At 69.4% G+C, this 18,806-nt stretch carries 17 protein-coding genes and 1 pseudogene; 4 read left to right on the forward strand and 14 right to left on the reverse strand.

Annotation, left to right across the window (positions count from 1 at the left end; translation table 11 throughout):
• Window positions 1-6: 6 nt before the first annotated feature.
• Together VF106_RS35425 and ftsY are read right to left on the reverse strand one after the other, a co-directional pair.
• A complete protein-coding gene (locus tag VF106_RS35425) occupies window positions 7-582 on the reverse strand; it encodes a nitroreductase family protein (protein WP_330844304.1) in 576 nt (191 codons plus the stop codon).
• Window positions 583-590: 8 nt separating this feature from the next.
• Window positions 591-1,940 carry a signal recognition particle-docking protein FtsY gene (ftsY, locus tag VF106_RS35430; RefSeq protein ID WP_414639134.1) on the reverse strand — a complete coding sequence of 450 codons (1,350 nt, stop codon included), beginning with the start codon at window positions 1,938-1,940 and terminating at the stop codon, window positions 591-593.
• A 77-nt stretch (window positions 1,941-2,017) separates the two neighbouring features.
• Here ftsY and VF106_RS35435 point away from each other — a divergent pair, with 77 nt between their 5' ends.
• A complete protein-coding gene (locus tag VF106_RS35435; protein WP_330844306.1) occupies window positions 2,018-2,206 on the forward strand; it encodes a hypothetical protein in 189 nt (62 codons plus the stop codon).
• Between the two features lie 22 nt (window positions 2,207-2,228).
• On the opposite strand, the gene VF106_RS35440 is transcribed toward VF106_RS35435, so the two are convergent.
• The 3 genes from VF106_RS35440 to ngcE are packed head-to-tail and all read right to left on the reverse strand — an operon-like array spanning window position 2,229 to window position 5,547.
• Window positions 2,229-3,152, reverse strand: a complete 924-nt coding sequence (locus tag VF106_RS35440) for a carbohydrate ABC transporter permease (protein ID WP_330844307.1) — start codon at window positions 3,150-3,152, stop codon at window positions 2,229-2,231.
• Window positions 3,149-4,123 carry a carbohydrate ABC transporter permease gene (locus VF106_RS35445; protein WP_330844308.1) on the reverse strand — a complete coding sequence of 325 codons (975 nt, stop codon included), beginning with the start codon at window positions 4,121-4,123 and terminating at the stop codon, window positions 3,149-3,151. Before VF106_RS35445 ends, VF106_RS35440 begins: the two co-directional genes overlap by 4 nt.
• Window positions 4,124-4,125: 2 nt before the next feature.
• The gene (gene ngcE / locus VF106_RS35450; protein ID WP_330844309.1) at window positions 4,126-5,547 is read right to left on the reverse strand and encodes an N-acetylglucosamine/diacetylchitobiose ABC transporter substrate-binding protein; all 1,422 of its coding nucleotides are present in this window, start codon (window positions 5,545-5,547) and stop codon (window positions 4,126-4,128) included.
• Between the two features lie 212 nt (window positions 5,548-5,759).
• Here ngcE and VF106_RS35455 point away from each other — a divergent pair, with 212 nt between their 5' ends.
• Entirely contained in the window at window positions 5,760-6,905 is a 1,146-nt protein-coding gene (locus VF106_RS35455; RefSeq protein WP_330844310.1) for an anhydro-N-acetylmuramic acid kinase, read from the forward strand.
• Window positions 6,892-8,514 carry a sodium:solute symporter gene (locus VF106_RS35460; RefSeq protein ID WP_330844311.1) on the forward strand — a complete coding sequence of 541 codons (1,623 nt, stop codon included), beginning with the start codon at window positions 6,892-6,894 and terminating at the stop codon, window positions 8,512-8,514. The genes VF106_RS35455 and VF106_RS35460 overlap by 14 nt, the downstream gene beginning before the upstream one ends.
• Window positions 8,515-8,517: 3 nt before the next feature.
• On the opposite strand, the gene VF106_RS35465 is transcribed toward VF106_RS35460, so the two are convergent.
• The 3 genes from VF106_RS35465 to VF106_RS35475 all read right to left on the reverse strand — a co-directional run bounded on the left by VF106_RS35465 (window position 8,518) and on the right by VF106_RS35475 (window position 12,079).
• Window positions 8,518-9,813 carry a hypothetical protein gene (locus VF106_RS35465; RefSeq protein WP_330844312.1) on the reverse strand — a complete coding sequence of 432 codons (1,296 nt, stop codon included), beginning with the start codon at window positions 9,811-9,813 and terminating at the stop codon, window positions 8,518-8,520.
• A 111-nt stretch (window positions 9,814-9,924) separates the two neighbouring features.
• Window positions 9,925-11,118: an MFS transporter gene (locus VF106_RS35470; protein ID WP_330844313.1), complete on the reverse strand. Its 1,194-nt coding sequence runs from the start codon at window positions 11,116-11,118 to the stop codon at window positions 9,925-9,927.
• Window positions 11,119-11,146: 28 nt separating this feature from the next.
• Window positions 11,147-12,079, reverse strand: a complete 933-nt coding sequence (locus VF106_RS35475; protein ID WP_330844314.1) for a GNAT family N-acetyltransferase — start codon at window positions 12,077-12,079, stop codon at window positions 11,147-11,149.
• A gap of 164 nt (window positions 12,080-12,243) precedes the next feature.
• Between VF106_RS35475 and VF106_RS35480 the strand changes: the two genes are divergently transcribed.
• Window positions 12,244-12,720 (forward strand): hypothetical protein, encoded by a 477-nt coding sequence (locus tag VF106_RS35480; RefSeq protein WP_330844315.1) that lies wholly within the window; start codon window positions 12,244-12,246, stop codon window positions 12,718-12,720.
• Window positions 12,721-12,779: 59 nt separating this feature from the next.
• On the opposite strand, the gene smc is transcribed toward VF106_RS35480, so the two are convergent.
• From smc to VF106_RS35510, 6 genes and pseudogenes are all read right to left on the reverse strand, one after another.
• Window positions 12,780-16,397: a chromosome segregation protein SMC gene (gene smc / locus VF106_RS35485; RefSeq protein ID WP_330844316.1), complete on the reverse strand. Its 3,618-nt coding sequence runs from the start codon at window positions 16,395-16,397 to the stop codon at window positions 12,780-12,782.
• A gap of 98 nt (window positions 16,398-16,495) precedes the next feature.
• Window positions 16,496-17,257, reverse strand: a complete 762-nt coding sequence (locus tag VF106_RS35490) for a zf-HC2 domain-containing protein (protein ID WP_330844317.1) — start codon at window positions 17,255-17,257, stop codon at window positions 16,496-16,498.
• Window positions 17,254-17,772 carry a sigma-70 family RNA polymerase sigma factor gene (locus VF106_RS35495; RefSeq protein WP_330844318.1) on the reverse strand — a complete coding sequence of 173 codons (519 nt, stop codon included), beginning with the start codon at window positions 17,770-17,772 and terminating at the stop codon, window positions 17,254-17,256. Before VF106_RS35495 ends, VF106_RS35490 begins: the two co-directional genes overlap by 4 nt.
• A gap of 43 nt (window positions 17,773-17,815) precedes the next feature.
• A complete protein-coding gene (locus tag VF106_RS35500) occupies window positions 17,816-18,094 on the reverse strand; it encodes an acylphosphatase (RefSeq protein WP_330844319.1) in 279 nt (92 codons plus the stop codon).
• Window positions 18,095-18,255: 161 nt separating this feature from the next.
• A complete protein-coding gene (locus VF106_RS35505) occupies window positions 18,256-18,648 on the reverse strand; it encodes a hypothetical protein (RefSeq protein WP_330844320.1) in 393 nt (130 codons plus the stop codon).
• A gap of 41 nt (window positions 18,649-18,689) precedes the next feature.
• Window positions 18,690-18,806, reverse strand: a pseudogene (locus tag VF106_RS35510) (IS5/IS1182 family transposase); the annotation flags it as partial.

Here is an 18,806-nt window from a genome sequence, read left to right on the forward strand (position 1 = left end):
CTAGGTTCACCACCGGCCGTAGTGCACGACCTCGTCGGTGGGAAGCCGCTTGCGCCTGGTGGGCGAGCCGGACTGCTGGGGCTCGTCGGAGTAGCCGATGGCCACCGCGCCGATGGGCTCGTACTCGTCGGGGACCCCGTACAGCTCGCGGAACCGCGCGACGTCGTCGGGCATGATGCCGAAGTACAGGGCGCCGAGGCCGGCGTCGACCACGGTCTGCAGGATCAGCAGCGTGGCCATGCCGGTGTCGATGTGCCAGAAGGGCACCGGCCAGCGCGCCTCGTCACGGTCGGTCCAGCCCTTGTCGGGCTGGGCGTAGCGGTCCAGGTAGACGTGCTTGGCGGCGAACGGCACGATCAGTAACGGCGCCTTGTGCACTCCGTTGCTGTGCGGACGCAGTGCCCAGAACTTGGCCAGGTCCTCGCCTTCAAGCACCAGGAACGCCTGGCCCTGGGAGAAGCCCGCGGACGGGCCACGGGTGGCGTTGTGCAGGATCCGGTCGATGACGTCCCTGGGCACCGGCTGGTCGGCCTTGAAGTCGCGGACCATGCGGCGCTTGCGGACGACGTCCTGGAACTCCATCTGTCCCCCTAGTTGAGCAGTGCGTCGACGAACGCCCCCGGCTCGAACGGCGCGAGGTCGTCGGCACCCTCGCCGAGCCCGACCAGCTTGACCGGCACGCCCAGCTCACGCTGCACCTGGAAGACGATGCCACCCTTGGCGGTGCCGTCGAGCTTGGTGAGCACGATGCCGGTGACGTCGACGACCTCGGCGAACACGCGGGCCTGCGTGAGACCGTTCTGGCCGGTGGTGGCGTCGAGGACCAGGAGGACCTCGTCGACCTTGGTCTGCTTCTCGACGACGCGCTTGACCTTGCCCAACTCGTCCATGAGCCCGGTCTTGGTGTGCAGGCGGCCGGCGGTGTCGACCAGCACCGCGTCCACCCCGGCCTCGACGGCCCGCTTGACCGAGTCGAACGCGACGGCGGCTGGGTCGGCCCCCTCCTTGCCCCGGACGACCTCGGCGCCGACGCGTTCGGCCCAGGTGGCGAGCTGCTCGACGGCCGCGGCCCGGAACGTGTCGGCGGCGCCGAGGAGCACGGTGCGCCCGTCGGCGACCAGCACGCGGGCGAGCTTGCCGGTCGTGGTGGTCTTGCCAGTGCCGTTGACGCCCGTGACCAGCACGACCGCCGGCAGCTTGGCGCCGTCGCCGTGGTGTGGAAGGGCACGGACGGCCCGGTCCATCTCGGGGTGCAGGGCGTCGACGAGCACGTCGCGGAGGAGGGCGCGGGCCTGGTCGGCGGTACGCACCTTGCGGGCGACCAGCTCGTCGCGGAGCCGCTCCACGATCTCGGTGGTGGTGGCCGCGCCCAGGTCGGCGAGCAGGAGGGTGTCCTCGACCTCGGTCCAGGAGTCCTCGTCGAGGTCACCGGCGCCGAGCAGGCCGAGCAGCCCCTGCCCGAGGGTGGACCGGGAGCGGGACAGCCGGCCACGGAGCCGCACCAGCCGGCCGGCGGTTGGCGCGATCTCCTCGGCGGCGATCTCGTCGATGAGGGCCGGCTCCGCTGGCACGGTCCCAGGCCGCTCCAGCACCGGTTCGGCCGGCTCGGGCACCTCCACCACGGGCTCGGGCTCGGCCTCGGTCACCGGCTCCGGCGGGATGACCTCGTCGATCAACGCTGGCTCGGCCGGCACCGTGCCGGGCCGGTCGAGCACGGGTTCGGGCTCCTCCGTCGGCGGCGCGGCCGCCTTCTGCCCGCCGGGCGCGAGGCTGATCCCACCCCCGGCCTGGTAACCCTTGCGCTTCTCCTCGACCTGGGGTTTCTCCGTCAGGTCGATCCGCCGCCGCCGGTTGAGCACGACGCCCGCCACCACGGCGAGCGCAAGCAGCACGACGACGGCGACGATAATCACGATCACGGTGCTCGACACGACCGTCATCCTCGCATCACCGGCCGACAGCCACCTCGGCACCGGTCGGGAACCGGATATTCAGCTGACACCGGAACGGGGGAACGATGGCAGCGCGCACCCGAGTCATCCTCACGACGGCCGGGTTCGTCCTCGCGGCGGCCGCGGTGGGTCTGCTGGCGGCCTTCATCGAGGCCGAGACCGGCCAGACCTGGCCGAAGTGGCCCCTCCTCGCGGCGGTCGCCGTCCCAGCGGTGATCGTCCTGCTCCGGCACACGCGGTCCTCGGGGCGGTAGCGCGGCCGCCCCGACCGCTGCGCTACTTCAGCACACCTGCCGTCAGGCCGGCCTGTACCTGTCGTTGGAACAGGATGTACACGATCAGCACCGGTAGCAGCGCGATCACGAGGCCGGCGAACAGGGCCGTCCAGTCGCCGCGGTAGCCCTGGCTGATCGCCAGTGACGCCAGGCCCTGCGCGAGCACCTTCTTGTCCGGTTCGTTCATCAGGACCACCGGGAGCACGTACTGGTTCCAGTGGCCGAGGACGTTGAACAGACCGATGCTGATCAGCCCCGGTCTGGCCATCGGCAGCATCACGCGGAAGAACAGCGCGAAGTGGGAGCAGCCGTCCACGATGGCCGCCTCCGCGATGGACGTCGGCTGGGTGCGGAAGAACGCCGTCAGGAAGAACACCGTGAACGGCATCGAGAACGCGACGTACACCAACGCGAGCGACAGATGGCTGTTCAACCCGAGGTAATCGCCGACCAGCGGCAGTGTGCCGAGGTTGCGGACCACGAAGAAGAGCGGCACGAGTGCCAGGAACACCGGGAAGATCAGGCCGCCGACGAACGCGAAGTAGATGATCCGGTTGCCGGGGAACTCGTAGCGGGACAGCACGTACGCCGCCATCGCGCCGAGCAGCATCGTGAGTGGCACCGAGATCAGCACCACGATGACGCTGTTCAGGAAGTACTCCCCGATGTTGGCCACCGTCCAGGCGCGGGCGAAGTTCTCGAACCGCGCGACGGCCGGCAGGCTCCACGGGTTGGACAGGAACTCCGTGTTCGTCTTGAACGACGACAGGATCGCCCACAGCAGCGGCAGCGTTGTGAGCAGGCCCCAGAACAGCAGGAACGTGCCGTTCAGCAGGTTCAGGGCACCCGCTCCGGCACCGACGCCCGGAGCGCGGCGGCGTGGTGCCGGTGCCGCGGGGGCCGGGCGTTCAACTGTCGTGGTCATGAGAACTCCACCCGTTCCCGCCGCGCCACGCGAAGGAACATCACCGCGACGAACAAGGTCAGCAGCAGCAGCACGACACCGAGCGCGGAGGCGTACCCGAACCGGTAGTCGTTGAACGCGCTGCGGTACAGCGCGACGCCGAGCACGTCGCCGGCCCGGGAAGGACCGCCCGAGATGCCCAGCATGATGTGCACGAACGCGAAGGCGTCCATCGCCTGGATCGCCATGTACACCCAGCCGACCTGCACCGTGTCCCACACCAGCGGCAGCGTCACGCGCCAGAACGTGGTGGACCGGCTGGCGCCGTCGAGCAGCGCGGCCTCGTAGATGTCCTTCGGGATCGACTGCATGGCCGCCGAGAACAGGACCACGTAGAAGCCGACCATCGACCAGATCATCACCACCACGACGCACCAGAACGCGAAGTCCGGGTCGCCGAGCCACGGGATCGCGATCGCGTCGAGGCCGATCGCCCTCAGGAAGCCGTTGAGGATGCCGCCCGCCTCGGTCGGCGCGAAGACGTACTTGAACAGCACGCCGATGATGGCCACCGAGAGGACCTGCGGGAAGAAGTACACGACCTTGTAGATCCCCGAGCCGCGTACGCCCTGGACACCGCCCGATCGCCCGCGCCGGCCGACGTTCAGCATCGAGGCGAAGAACAGCCCGACGAGCACGGTGATCGTCGGGACAACGACCAGCAGGTACGCGTTGTTCTTCAACGCCACGAAGAACTGGTCGTCCTCGGTGAACATCCGCACGTAGTTGTCGAACCCGACGAACTTCTGCGTCGCCGTCAGGCCCGTCCAGTCGGTCAACGAGATCCAGATCGCCTGCACGTACGGCGAGACCACGAACAACGCGTAGATCACCAACGGCACCGACAGGAACGTCACGATGAACCGGTACTTGCCATGTTGCAGGGCGGGCCCCGGTTTCGAGGCCCGCCTGCGTACAACCCGCTCCGCCACTGTCAGCGCGTGTACTTCGTGATCGAGTCGTCGTCGCGGACCTTCTTGGCCTCCGCCTCGCAGCCGGCGGAGAACTCGTCCACGGACTTGCGACCGGCCATCAGGTCACCGATGTGGGTGTTGATGCCGGGGTTCCACATCTTCCCGTACCAGGTCGGGAACAACCAGTTCACGACGTTGTCGCCGGCGGCGTCGAGCGCCTTCTTCGCGGACTCCAGACCGCCCGGCAGCTTGACACCGTCCGAAGCGCCCTTCACCACGGTGAGGCTGGAGACCTTCTCGCTGAAGCCCTTCGCGCCCTGCTTGGACAGCATGATCCGCATGTACTCGAGACCACCGCGCGGGTTCTTCGCCTGCGCCGGCACGATGTAGGGCTCGCCGGCCGCAGCGTAGACGGTCTCCAGCGGCATCTTGGAGTCCTTGGACAACAACGGGTCGGGCATCATCGTGGCCTGGAAGCCCTCGGGCGTCACGTCCTCCTGCTCGTTCTCCAGCCACGAGCCACACGGGATGAACGCGGCCTTGCCGGCGCTCCACTGGTTCTGCGACTGGATGTGGTCCATGCCCTCGGTGCCCTCGAGGATGTAACCGTTCTGGCGCAGGCCGAGCAGCGCGTTCGCCGCCTCCTTGATGGCCTCGTTCGACCAGGCGCCTTCCTTGAGGTTGTCGATGTCGGTGAGGACCTCCGGGCCGGCGAGCTTGGCCGCCATGCTCATCAGTGGCCAGAGCATGTAGCGGGCGTGGATGCCCTGGTAGGTCCACGGGGCGATGCCGGTCCCCTTGATCTCCGCGCAGAGGGCCATCATCTCCTCCCACGTGGTCGGCACCGTCCAGCCCTTCTCGTCGAAGAGCGCCTTGTTGTACCAGGTGCCGTACACCGTGAGCGCCATGTGCATGACGTACGGCTTGTCCCCGAACGTGCCCTGGGTGATGGCGCCCGGCACGAGCGAGTCGCCGACCGTCGTGCCCTCGTCGTCCCAGCTCGGTGCGTCGAACAGGTCCGAGAGGTCGTAGAGCTGCTTGTCCGAGACGAGCTGCCCCAACGGGATCTGCCCGTCGCCGGAGTCGTTCACGAAGTCCGGTGGGTTGCCCGCCACGAAGCGGGACTGCAGCGCACCCTGGATGTCGACCTCGGCCTTGTGCTGGATCTCGGCGTTCGGGTAGGCCTTCTTGTACATCGGTTCGTGGATCTCTTTGGCGTACTCGTCGCCGAACCCACCGTTGAAGATGTAGATCTCCAAGGGCTGGTCCTCTGGCACCCCGAGAGGGTTCTTCGCCGTCTTCTCACCCTCGGTCTGTTCCTGGCCGCCCCCAGAAGTGGCGCACCCCGCGAGAAGTCCTGTTCCTGGCAGTGCGAGCGCCCCGGTGGCGAGGGCCCCGCGCAGGAACTTCCTCCTGCTCCAATCGGCCGAAAAACTGCTCATACTCCGCTCCCTCATGATCTTCAGGATGTGCCGGCTCCCGATGGGGAGACACAGTATCGCCAAGGTCTATACCAGCTCCCGCCAACACTCAACCACTGTGGACATCGATTTGGTCAAGAAGTAACCACGAATCTTGCGAGGTGAACCGGGGTCCACTAGCCACTAACCCTGTGACTGTCTGCCGGGTGATCGGGTTGCTGTCGGGAACTTCCATGGACGGCGTCGACGTGGCCGTTGCCGAGTTGCTGCTGAACGGTGACACCATCACCGTTCTTCCGGTGGGGCACGCCGAACTGCCCTACCCCAGCGAGCTGCGTGCGGCGCTGCTCGACGCGCTGACCCCGAACGCGACCACCGTCGAGGCGATGTGCCGGCTCGACAACGCGGTGGGGCAAGCGTTTGCCGAGGTCGCCGGGCACGCGCTCGCCACGATCGCGGACGGGCGCGCGGACCTGGTCGTCTCGCTGGGACAGACCATCTACCACTGGGTGGACGGTGATCACGCGCTCGGCACGTGGCAACTCGGCCAGCCGGCGTGGATCGCCGAGGCGACCGGACTTCCCGTGGTGTCGGACCTGCGGGCGAGGGACGTGGCCGCCGGCGGGCACGGCGCACCGCTGGCCGGCGTGCTGGACCGGTTGTGGCTGGCCGATTCCGTCGACACGGGCCCGACCGCGGCGCTCAACCTGGGCGGGATCGCCAACATCACCGTGGTGGCGCCGAACCGGCCCGTGGTCGCGTTCGACACCGGCCCTGGCAACGCGTTGCTGGACGCGGCAGCGCGGATGATCTCCGGCGGGGTGTGGCACCAGGACGTCGACGGCGACCTCGCCGCGCAGGGCACGCCGGACCCCGAACTGCTCGACGTGCTGCGCGCCGACCCGTACTACCTGCTCGAACCGCCGAAGACGACCGGCAAGGAGTACTTCCACCGCGAGCACATCACGGCCGCGCTGGCGAAGGTGGGGCACGTGGCCGGCGACGACCTGCTGGCCACGTTGGTGGAGCTGACCGCGTCGACGGTCGCCGACGCGTGCCGCGCGCACGGCGTGACCAGGGTGGTGGCGTCAGGCGGCGGGGTGCGCAACCCGACGCTGATGGCGGCGTTGCGCACACACCTCGCCCCGGCGACGCTGGTGACGAGCGACGAGCTGGGCCTTCCGTCGGACGCCAAGGAGGCGTACCTGACCGCGCTGCTGGGATTTCTGACCTGGTCCGGTGTTCCCGCGGGCACTGCCGGGGCCCGGCTGCTCGGCAGCATCACACCGGGCAGCGGGCCGTTGCGGCTGCCGGAACCGGCCACGACCGAGGTCGCCCGGCTGCGGGTGAAGGTGGGAGAGCCCAGTGCGCGCACTTGACGTCGCGATCATCGTGCTGTTCCTGGTCGGGATGCCGTTGCTGGGCGTCATGATCGGCGGCCGGCAGCGCTCGTCGACCGACTACTTCGTCAGCGAGAAGAAGATCTCGTGGTGGGTCGTCTGCGTGTCGGTCGTGTCCGCGGAGACGTCCACGCTGACCGTTCTGTCGGTGCCGGTGGTCGCGTACCTGGCGCCGCCGTCGGCCGGCGGGATGACCTACCTGACGCTCGCGCTCGGCTACATCGCCGGCCGGATCGTCGTGTCGTTCGTGCTGCTGCCGCGCTACATCGCCGGCAACCTGGTCACCGCGTACGCGTTCCTCGGCACGCGCTACGGCGACGGGATGCGGGCAACGGCGTCGGTGACGTTCCAGGTCACGCGCCTGCTAGCGGACGGCATCCGGCTGTTCGCGACGGCCATCCCCATCAAGGTGGTGCTCGCGTCCTACGGCGTGAACGCGTCGTACTGGGCGATCGTGGTCGTCCTCGGCATCGCGATGGTGGTCTACACCTTCATCGGCGGGGTCCGTGCGGTCGTGTGGGTCGACGCGATCCAGATGCTCTGGTACGTCCTCGGCGGGCTGATCGTGGTGGTCGCGCTGCTGCGGGCGGTGCCGTCGGATTGGTTCGGTTCCGCGCTGGACGCCTCGAAGTTCCAGCTCCTCGACTTCTCGTCCGACCCGTTGACCGGCGGATTCCCGTTCCTGGCCGCGTTTTTCGGCGGCACTCTGCTCGCGATGGCCTCACACGGCGTCGACCAGCTGATCGTCCAGCGGCTGATGTCGACGGGCGATCTCCGCGCCGCGCGCAAGGCTCTGATCGCGAGCGGGTTCGTGGTGTTCCTTCAGTTCGCGTTCTTCCTGTTCATCGGCGTGCTGATGTGGGTCTTCTACGCCGCGGCCACACCGACGGACCCGGTGGCCGACGGCGGGCTGGGGCTGGCGAACAAGGACGAACTGTTCGCCCACTTCATCGTGACCGAGCTGCCGTCCGGGCTCTCCGGGTTCGTGATCGCGGGCATCCTGGCCGCGGCGCTGTCGTCGTCGCTGGGCGCACTGGCCTCGGCGACGGTGACCGACGTGTACGAACGGATCTCCCGCCGCGAGCTGTCGGACGAGCAACGACTGCGACTGGGCCGGATCTGGACGGTGGTGTGGGCCGGCCTGCTGATCGTGTGCGCGGGACTGTTCGCGACGGCCAACACGACGACGGCGGACCCGATCGTCGTGCAGGCACTGGGCATCACCGGGTACACCTACGGCGCGCTGCTCGGCGCGTTCCTCCTCGGCCTGCTGTTCCGCCGGGCGAACCAGCTCGACGGCCTGGTCGCGTTCGCGGTGACCGTGGCCGCGATGACCTTCGTGATCCTGGGCGTGAAGTTCGTCGGCCCGTCCGCGGCGGCGGACCCGGTGGCCAACGGCTACGCGCAGTGGACGTCGATCCGCATCGACTTCTCCCCCTCGGCACCGGCGGAAGGCGTCCGCTCGCTGACGGGTTGGTGGTACACCCCACTGGGCGTGGCGATCACGTTGTTGGTGGGCGGCCTGCTGTCACTGCGCCATCCCCGCGTTCCGGACGCCCAGGAGACAGCCGCCGCGAAGGCCGCATGACGGTCACTGACCAGCCATGGCCGACTGGGCCTTGTGTGCGGCCGTGCGGGCTGCTTTCGCCAGGTTCTTGTCCGGGTGGTGCTTCCCGATGAAGCTCAGTACCTCGTAGGTCGACGGGTGGGGCAGGCGCCACGCCTCCGCCATGACCTCCTCGTGCCGGCCCTCCTGGAGGATCGGCTCCAGCGTCGGCTCGACCGCGTCGGGGTCCAGTTCGCCCAGGGCGTTCTCCGTCGACGCCAGTAGGTCCAGCATCACCCAGGCCACGTCAGCCGGCTCGCGGTCCTGTTCGAGCGCCGCCAGTGCGTATGGTCGCAGCACCGGGTTGGTGGCCATCGTCGACCACGGGACGTTCGGTAGGCCTCCCAGCATGCCGATCGCCAACAAGCGACCGGCCGGGTCGGCGTCGGCCGCGGCCGACGACAGCTCCGTCACGGCCTTCTCGTCGCCCTGGGCGGCCAGCCACCGGTCGGTGACCTCGGTCAGCTCCTCGGGAGTCAGACCGTGGATCGTGGTGAGGAGGTCGGCGGTGGTCAGCTGCTCGGGTTCCGGCAGCAGCGGGATGTCGATACCGGCATCGACGAGATCCTCGTGGGTGGCCAGCATGCCCAGCGGTGTCAGGCGGACCGTGCCGTCGTCGATCTCGACGGCGCCGTGTTCGACGAGGCGGGCCAGCAGTTCGTCGACGGGTTCGCCGTACTGCGCCAGCCACGTGTCCCACGGCAGGGAGTCCTCGAGCTCCTCGGTCAACATCTCGCGGGCCGCCTCACGCAGTTCCACGACCGGCACACCGAGGCTGCGTGCCAGGAACAGTGGCAGCATGAGCGCGCCCATGTCCTCGAACCGCAGATCGTTCTCGTCGGCGAGTTCGGCGTCGATGCCCAGGCTCATGAGCGTCTGCCGGTACACGGCGCCCCAGGTCCCCAGGTCCTCGTTGTCGTCACCGGTCGGCCACAGGTCCGGGTTCGTGGTTGCCTCGCCGTCCGCGTCCGACACGACGACCAGGTCGACGGCGACCGCCACCTCCCAGTACCGCATGACATCGATGACGTCGCCGGCACCGAGGTGTGCCACCACCTCGTCCACGTCGTCATCGGTGAGCTCACCGAGCTCGTTGATCGGGCGTCGCTCCCCCATCCACGCGACCAACTCGCCGACCCGACGCAGCAAGGCGCTTTCCCGTGCCGCGGCGGCCAGTTCCGACGGCGGCGGCAGCCACAGCGGCGCCAGCCGTTCCGGCAGGCCGAGCGCCTCGGCCAGGTTGCCGTCGTCGTAGTCCTCGTCGTCAAGGTCGAACGTCATGGGGGGCAAACCTACCCCTACCACGGGACCGGTACCGGCCGCACCCGTCTATATGTCGGAATACCCGTTACGGAGAAAGGAGGACGCCGTGCGCAACAAGAACTGGTGATCTCAGGCCGGTGCCGTGGCTCTGTGCCAGGCCACGGCACCGGCCGCCGCGAGCACGGCGCCCGCGCAGCCGGCGATCGCCACCGCGGTCGCCGGGTCCCACAGGTCGGCCAACGCGCCGCCAACGAGCACGGCGATCCCCTGCCCGGCGACGATCCCGGACGAGGCAACGCCGACACCGCGTCCCCGGTCCGCCTCCGGCGTGGCCCGGACGAAGTCGGCCTGGGTCTGGAGCAGGTAGGCGGTACTGAACGCGCCGGAAAGGCCCCACAGCACAACGGTGACCGCCAACCCGGGGCGGAACAGGGTCAGCATCAACGGGACACCGGCGGCGACCGCGAGCACGCCGGTCAGTCGGCTTCTGGTCCGGCTCGGCACGAACCGGGTGAACAGCCACGCGCCGAGCACGCTGCCGAGCGGGTCGGCCGCCATGAGCACCCCGACCGCCGCCGCGCCGAGCCCGAGCTGGTCCGCGTACGGCGCCGCCAGTCCCTCTGGCACGACGTACCAGCCGACCAGCCAGGCAAGCAGTATCAACGCCCGCCGCCGGGGATCGCCTGCGATCGCGGCGAGTGCGGCGGCCGTGCCGGCACTCGTGTTGGTGTGCCCGGCGCTCGGCGGTGGCCGGTCGGCCAACCCGTACCGGATCAGCACAGCGGACAACACGAACGTCGACGCGTTCGCCAGCAAGGCCCACGGCGGAGTCAGCACCGCGACGAGCACCCCGCCGCCGGCGAACCCGACGAGTTGCGCGCTCTGGCTCGTGATCTGGCGGACGGCCAGCCCTCGCTCGTAGAGGTCACCGGGGAGTACGTCGGGCAGCAACGCGCCCTGCGCCGCGGTGAACGGGGAACCGAGCAACACCACGACGACCAGCAACGCGCACACCGCCCACAGAGGCAGGCCGGGCACCGCCATGATCGCCACCAGCACGGCACGCAGGAGGTCGGCGGTGACCATGACCTCGCGGCGGCGGAACCGGTCGGCCAGCCAGGACAACAGCACACCGCCGAACAGGGCGGGCAGGAACGTCAGCGCGTACGTCACCGCTGCCCAGACCGCGGAGCCGGTGCGCCCGTACACGAGCACCGCGAGGGCGACCCTCGCCAACTGGTCCCCCGCTATGGACGCCAGCTCGGCGAACCACAGATACCGAAACTCACCAACCCGTAGTGCCGCACCCACCCCACCGGCCATTCCCCGAATCTACGTGCCGGTTGCTCGATCAGACCGCCGAACGGTATCCGGCGGTGAGATCCGCCTGGTAGTTCACCATCTCGGCGTGGAGCTCGAAGCCGAGCTTGGTGAACATGCGCTCCGAGGCGTCGTTGCCGTCCCGGATCATGGCGGCCGCCCGGTCACGGATGCCGTCACGCGCGAGTTCGGCGAGCAGCCGCCGCACCAGTGTTCTGCCCACCCCGCACGAGCGGGCGTCCTCGTCGACCCCGACCACGTCAACGTAGTACTCGTCCGCCTGCGTATAACCCGCCGCGAAGCCAAGAAGGCCCCGCTCGCCCATCAGCACCACCACCGTGTGCCGGTCGCTGGCCACCAGACGTCGGCCGGGTGTGGCCGCGTCGGGGAAACATCGGTCGTGCAGGCGCGCCACGGCTTCCCTGATGTGCGGGTCCTGCGGCAGCAGTGCCACGCGGTCGTCCTGGGCGGGGCCGCGGACGAGCAGGCTGCGTAACGGCGCGGCGGTGAGCATGAAGCGGCGGGTGGTCATGCGCACGGCCGCACCATGGCGGGTGGCGAACTCGGAGAGCAGGCGGTTCTTCCGGTGGCCGAACAGTTCCAGCACCTCGACGCCGGCCAGCCTCGGCAGCTTCATGGCGTGTGTGAGCATCGCGTCGGCGGTGGTCTGCCAGACCTGACCGGCGGCCGGGTGGTTGGCCGGGACGTCCACGAACGGGCCGTACAGGTAGGCGCGTTTGCCCTCCACCTCGACGGACAGCACGCCGCGGACCCTGCCGCCGCGATCGGTGGCGATCACCGCGCCGCCCACCCAGTCGGGCGACAGCTCGGCCAACTCCTCGGCGACCTCGGCCTCGGTCTCGCCGTGGAAGCCGATCTGGTGCGCCGGCTCCTGCTGGAGCCGCGCGACCAACGCGACCACAGCCCCGAGATCGGCCGAGTTCGCGGTTCGAATGTCATGCATGTTTCGAATCCTTATCCGCGAGCGGGCCCGGCGCGAGTGGATTACTGCCCTTGCGGGCAGCGTCCGCCGCCCTTGGGGGCGATGTTGCCTCAGCGCGGCCTGACCCGCGCTCCGACCAGCCAATACTTGGCCACCCCCATCTTTTCGCAGAAGGGCCATAAGTGATGGCTGAATTCGATGTCAAGCGAGTTACACCGCTGGAGTGGGCAGGCGGCGGCGCCGGAGTGCTCGCGTTTATCGTCAGTTTCTTTCCGTGGTACTCGATCGACTTCGAGGGTTTTGGTGGCGGCAGCCTGAGCGCGTGGAACACGGGGTTCCTCGCGTGGTTCTCGGTGCTGCTGCTGATGGGCGCGGGTGTGCTGGTGCTGATGCCGCACTTCGGCGTGGAGGTGGCCCGGCTACCACTGATCTGGCTGTCGATCGCGGGCGCGGCGACGGTGTTCATCCTCATCCGCTGGCTGACGCTGCCGGACGACGGCGGTCTGGGCCTCGGCCTCCTCGGCGACGCCGGTGTCGACGCGGGTGCGGGCTTCGGCCTGATCGTGGGCTTGCTCCTCGCGATCGTGTCAACAGCCGCCGCGGCACTGGCATTCCGCACGGCCCCGAGCCCGGCACCTGGCGCGAACCCGGCCGCCGCTTGACCCCCGGTTCCCGATGACGTGAGGGCCTCCTTCGCTAGGGAAGGAGGCCCTCACGGCTCTCAGGCGGGTGCTGGGGCGGGGGTTGGTTCGGTTGGCTCGTCCATGCCGCGCATGCGCTGCGAGATCACCTGGGTGATGCCGTCGCCGCGCATGCTCACGCCGTACAGGGCGTCGGCGATGTCCATGGTCGGTTTCTGGTGGGTGATGATGATCAGCTGCGAGTTGTGCCGGAGCTCCTGCAGCAGCCCGATCAGCCGGCGCATGTTCGCGTCGTCCAGCGCCGCCTCCACCTCGTCCATGACGTAGAACGGCGAAGGGCGGGCGCGGAAGATCGCGACGAGCATGCCCACGGCGACCAGCGACTTCTCGCCACCGGAGAGCAGCGACAGCCGCTTGATCTTCTTGCCGGGCGGGCGGGCCTCGACGTCGACGCCGGTGGTCAGCATGTCCTCCGGCTCGGTGAGGATCATCCTGCCCTCGCCGCCGGGGAACAGCGTCGAGAACACGGTCTCGAACTCGCGGGCCACGTCCTCGTACGCGGACGTGAACACCTCGAGGATCTTGTCGTCGACCTCCTTGACCACGGTCAGCAGGTCGCGCCGAGTCGCCTTCAGGTCCTCCAACTGCGTGGACAGGAACTTGTAGCGCTCCTCCAGCGCGGCGAACTCCTCCAGCGCCAGCGGGTTGACCTTGCCCAGCAACGTCAGGTCCCGCTCGGCCCGCTTGGCCCGGCGTTCCTGCGTGGTCCGGTCGTACGGAATGGGCTGCGGCTCGCTGACCGTCTCGCCGGCCTCCTTGGCCGCCTCGTACTCGGCCATCTCCACAGGAGAGGGCGGCACCGGCACGTCAGGGCCGTACTCGGCGACCAGGTCGTCCAGGCCGATGCCGAAGGACTCGGCGATGCGTGTTTCCAGCTGCTCCAGCCGCATTCGCTGCTCGGCCCGCAGCACCTCGTCGCGGTGCACGGCGTCGGTCAGCTTCTCCAGCTCGGTCGACAGCTCACGCACGCGGTTGCGGACCTCGATCAGGACGCGTTCGCGGTCGTGCCGCTCGGCCTGCACGGTGTCCCGCTCCTGGGCGGCCGCCTGCAGCGACTGGGTGATCCGCTCCAGCGCCAGCTCACCGTTCTCGACGACCGCCCGCGCGACGGCAGCACCGTAGGCGCGCTTGGCCATGGACCGCAGGGCCCGCTCACGTGCCTCCCGTTCGGCACGCGCGGCCCGGCGCAACTCCTCGGCCTTGCCGTACAGCGCGCGGTGCCGCTCCTCGGCCGTACGCAGGGCGAGTCTGGCGTCCATCTCCTGCTGACGGGCGGTGGCCAGCTCCGCGGTGGCCTCGTCGCGCTCGGCGGTGTCCGGCTCGTCCTCCAGGATCGTCTCGTCCTCGGCGGTGGCCAGGCGTTCCTCCAGCTCGGCGAGCTTGGCCAGACCCTCCTCACGGCTCTGCTCGACCCTGGTGCGCTGCATCTGAACCCGCTCGGCCTCGGCCTGCGCGGTCCGCACCGCCTGCTGCATCCGGGACAGCCGCTCCTGCGACCGGGCGGCGCGCACCTTGGCCTCGTTGCGTGCCTCGGCGGCCGTCTGCACGTCGATCTGCCGGGCCTTCAGCTCTTCTCGGGCGCCGGCCAGTGCCGCGGAGGCCCGCTCTGCCGCGTTCTCCGCGGCGGCGAGCTTCTCGTTCGCCTCGTCGACGGCGGCCTGGACCTCGATGACGCTCTGCTTGCTCGACGTGCCGCCGACCGCCCAGTGCGTGCCGAACACGTCGCCCTGGTGGGTCACCGCCCGGACCGACGGGTGCGCCTCGACGATCATGCGCGCGATGGGCAGCGACTCGACGACCACGACCCGGTCGAGTGCCTGTGCCACGGCCGGCCGCAGCGACTCGGGCGCCCGGACGAGGTCGACGGCCCAGCGGGCACCCGGTGGCAACATCGGCCAACCAGCCCGGTCGGCGTGGCCGTAGCCGCCGACGACGATGCCCGCGCGGCCCGCGTCGGAGCCGCGCAGCAGTTCGAGCGCGGCCACCGCGTCGTCGCCGGTGGCCACCGCGACCGCGTCCGCGACCGGGCCCAGCGCGGCGGCCAGCGCGGCCTCGGCGCCCGGCTCGACGGTGAGCAGCGCGGCGACCGAGCCGAGCAGCCCGGGCAGCCGGTCACCGGCGGCGAGCAGAACGCCAGCGCCGTCCTTGCGGTTCAGGCCCATCGACAGCGCGTCGACGCGGGCCTTCCATGATGCGATGTCCTTCTCGGCCGTCCGCTCGGCGCGGACCAGCTCGTCGACACGGGCCTGCGCGGTCTTCTGCGCCTCCTTGGCCCGTTCGACGCGCTCGACGATGCCGGCGTCGCCGGAGTCCTCGATGCCGGACTCCTCCTGCGCCTCGGCCAGCTCGACGGCCGCGGCCTCGGCCCGCTCGGTGGCGTCGACGAGGGTGGTGGACAGCCGCTCGATCTCCTCGGCCGTCGCGTTGGTCTTGCTCCGCAGTGCCTCGACCTGGCCGGCGAGCCTGGCCAGGCCCTCGCGCCGGTCGGCGACCGCGCGCACGGCCGCGAGGTGCGCCTTCTCCGCAGCGGCCACCTGCTGCTCCAGCTCGGCCCGCCGCTCGGCCGTGTCGCCGAGCATCCCGCGCGCGACCTCGACGTGTTCGCCCAGCTCGGCCTCGCGGATGGCCGTCTCCTCGGCCTCGGCCTCCAGCTCCTCGGGGTCGGGACCGCTGGACTGCGTCTCGACCGCGGCCGACAGGTGCCGCTCCCGCTCGACGGCGAGCCGGACTGTGCCCCGCAGCCGCTCCTCCAGCGCCGACAGCCGGTACCAGGTGTCCTGGGCGGCGGCGAGGCGAGGCGCGTCGACCGCGAGCTGGTCCTCCAGCGCCGTCTGCTTGGCGTCGGCCACTTCCAGAAGCTGTTCGACCTCGTGGCGGCGGGCGCGGGCGGCGGCCTCGTCGGCCTGGTCCCTGGCGATCTCCGCACGCTGTGTGACCAGGTCGTCGGCGTGCAGGCGCAGCCGGGCGTCCCGCAGGTCGGCCTGCACTGACTGGGCCTTACGGGCGATCTCGGCCTGCTTGCCGAGCGGCTTGAGCTGACGGCGCAGCTCCGCGGTCAGGTCCGTGAGACGCGTGAGGTTGGCCTGCATCGCGTCCAGCTTCCGCAGCGCCTTCTCCTTGCGCTTGCGGTGCTTGAGAACGCCGGCGGCCTCCTCGATGAACGCGCGCCGCTCCTCCGGCTTGGACTCCAGGATCTGCGCGAGCTGACCCTGACCGACGATGACGTGCATCTCCCGGCCGATGCCGGAGTCGGAAAGCAGCTCCTGGATGTCCATCAGCCGGCAGGTGTTGCCGTTGATCTCGTACTCGCTGGCGCCGTCGCGGAACATGCGGCGGGTGATCGAGACCTCGGTGTACTCGATCGGCAGGGCGCCGTCGGAGTTGTCGATGGTGAGGCTCACCTCGGCGCGGCCCAGCGGGGCACGGCCCGAGGTGCCGGCGAAGATGACGTCCTCCATCTTGCCGCCGCGCAGGTCCTTGGCACCCTGTGTGCCCATCACCCAGCGCAGCGCGTCGAGCACGTTGGACTTGCCGGAGCCGTTGGGCCCGACGACGCACGTGATGCCCGGTTCGAAGCGCAGGGTGGTCGCGGACGCGAACGACTTGAAGCCCTTGAGCGTCAGGCTCTTCAGATGCACGAGTCTGGGGACCTCTCAGGAAGCCAGTCGAGCCGCTAATCCATTCGAGGGTACCCGTGTGCTCCGAGTGATCGCGGGACGTGGGCGGTTGTCGCAGCTCAGCGCGGCGCTTCGATCGCGAGCGCGAGCGACTTGTCGTCGAGCCGGAACTCCAGCCGTTCGATCGTGCCGCGCTGGATCGACGTGCTCGCCGGGATCGCCAGGTTCGGGTCGTGGTCGGTGCCCCACCAGCCCGCGATCTCGCGGTAGCCGTAGTGGTCGTACACGATGAGGTAGCACTCGCGGTTGGGCGGCAACCCGTGGATCTCGGACTGGATCTCGGTGCCCCAGTCACGCTCGACCAGGCGCGCTTCGATCCACGCCGAGCCGTCCGGGGAACTGCCCGTCCAGACGACGCCCTCGTCGGCCTGCGGCGGCTCGTGCCGCAGCGCCTGCCAGCCGAAGACCGCGCCGACCGCGATGACCACCACGGCCGCGACGGAGCTCATCGCACGCCAGAAGCGCCTCCGCGTCGTCTTGCTCTTCGGCCCGCCGCGCGGCTTGTTCCTCGGCCTGTTCTTCGGCTCCGGCTCCTCGTCGGCGACCGGCGGGAGCTGGCGCGCCACCGGCGCGTGCGCGATGACGGGCTGGGCCCGCGTGGCGATCACGCCGTCGGCGAACTCGACGTCCGTCGGCGGCATGTTGTCCGCGAAGTCGTCCGGCGTTATCTGGTTGAGCAGGCCGGGCAGCGGTGCGAGCCGGATCAGCTCGCCGCGGCAGATCTCGCAGTAGGACAGGTGCGACTCGAACGAGAAGCGCTCTCCCGGGTCGAGCGCACCGAGCAGATAAACACCGAGTGTCATCGTTTGCTGACAGCTCATGGCTCGGTCACCCCCCGCTCCTCCAGGGCATCTCGCAGCGCACGCAAGGCGTAGAACGATCTCGACTTCACGGTGCCCGGCGGCACGCCGAGCATCTTGGCCGTCTCGGCGATGGTTCGCCGGTGATAGAAAAGCTCGCCGATCACCGCACGGTGATCAGCGGAAAGCGCCCGCATCGCTTCCGCTACCTGCCAACCCTGAAGCACTCGATCGAAGTCGTCCGTCGTGCGCGGCCAGTCCCGTTCCAGGATCGGCACCTCGTCCACCCGCGCGCTCTGTTTCCGATAGCCCGAAACGACGAGGTTGCGGGCGACGGTGTAGAGCCATGGCCCCGCGTGCTCCGGATTCAGCGTGTCGGCATTGCGCCACGCCCGGAGCAACGTCTCCTGCACGACGTCCTCGGCGTACTGGTGGTCACCGCCGACCGCGCGCAGCACGTAGCCGTAGAGCGGTTTGCGGTACCGGCTGTAGAGCTCACGGATGAGCTCGTCTTCCTGGTCCGGGGTGTTCCCCACGCAACAGTCATACGCGACCGGGCTCGGAATGGTTCAGGGCCCCTCAACGCTCCACGAAACCGGTCACATTTCCCTTGGGTTCCGACCACCGCTCGACGACCAGATCGACCCGTCCTGGCGTGCCACCACCCCGGAGGAGTTCGAGCAGTTTGTCGCAATCCTCCCGAATTCCCTCGGCGACCACCTCGACGCGACCGTCGCGCAGATTGCTCGCATACCCCGCAAGGCCGAGCTCGGCCGCGCGACTGCGGGTCCACCAGCGGAAACCGACCCCCTGGACATGGCCGTGGACCCACGCCGTGAGCCGTACGTTCGGTGACATTTCCGCTCGTCTGCTATCGCACTCGGTGATGGTGATAATTTGCCCCGCTGTGACCGGTCGGTCGCGCAGTGATTGTAGGAGGGCTCGGGGATGCTCGGACCAGAAGACCGGATGGTTGAGGCACCACCAGCCGAAGAGGGCAGCGTACTGCGCCGAACGCCCTACATCGCGCTGGGTGTGGCCGGCGTGGTCGTGTCGACCGCCTTCGCGACGGTAGCCATGTTGGCCGGCGGCAAGGGCGAGGAGGCCCAGCCGGAGCGGACCAGCCAGGACTCGGTCCAGGTCGAGACAACGACCACCTCGGAAGGCAGCAGCACCTTCCTGTCGACGACCCCCACCACGACCGAATCCTCGTCGCCGTCGTCCTCGAGCTCGACGACGACCACGACGACGAAGAAGCGGACGACCACCACCACGACACCCTCCCCTCGGCCGACGGACCCCACCCTGCCGCCGAACCAGCCCCCGCCCCCCACGACGTCGAACCCCCCACCGCCGACCACCACCACCCCACCGGTCACAACGACGACCCCACCGGTCACGACAACGAGCACCGGAAACTAGGCGACTTAGAACCCGCGCAATTAGGTGATCTTCATGGGCGGCGTGCTGGTCGGGTGTCCCATCGGTAGAGGGTCCAGGCTTTCCGGATCAGGCTACGCACGGTGATGATCGCGTCAGCGAAGTCGAAGAACGCGTCGATCACCTGCTC

Origin of the sequence: Actinophytocola sp., from assembly GCF_036378875.1 — a bacterium.
Classification (GTDB): domain Bacteria; phylum Actinomycetota; class Actinomycetes; order Mycobacteriales; family Pseudonocardiaceae; genus Actinophytocola.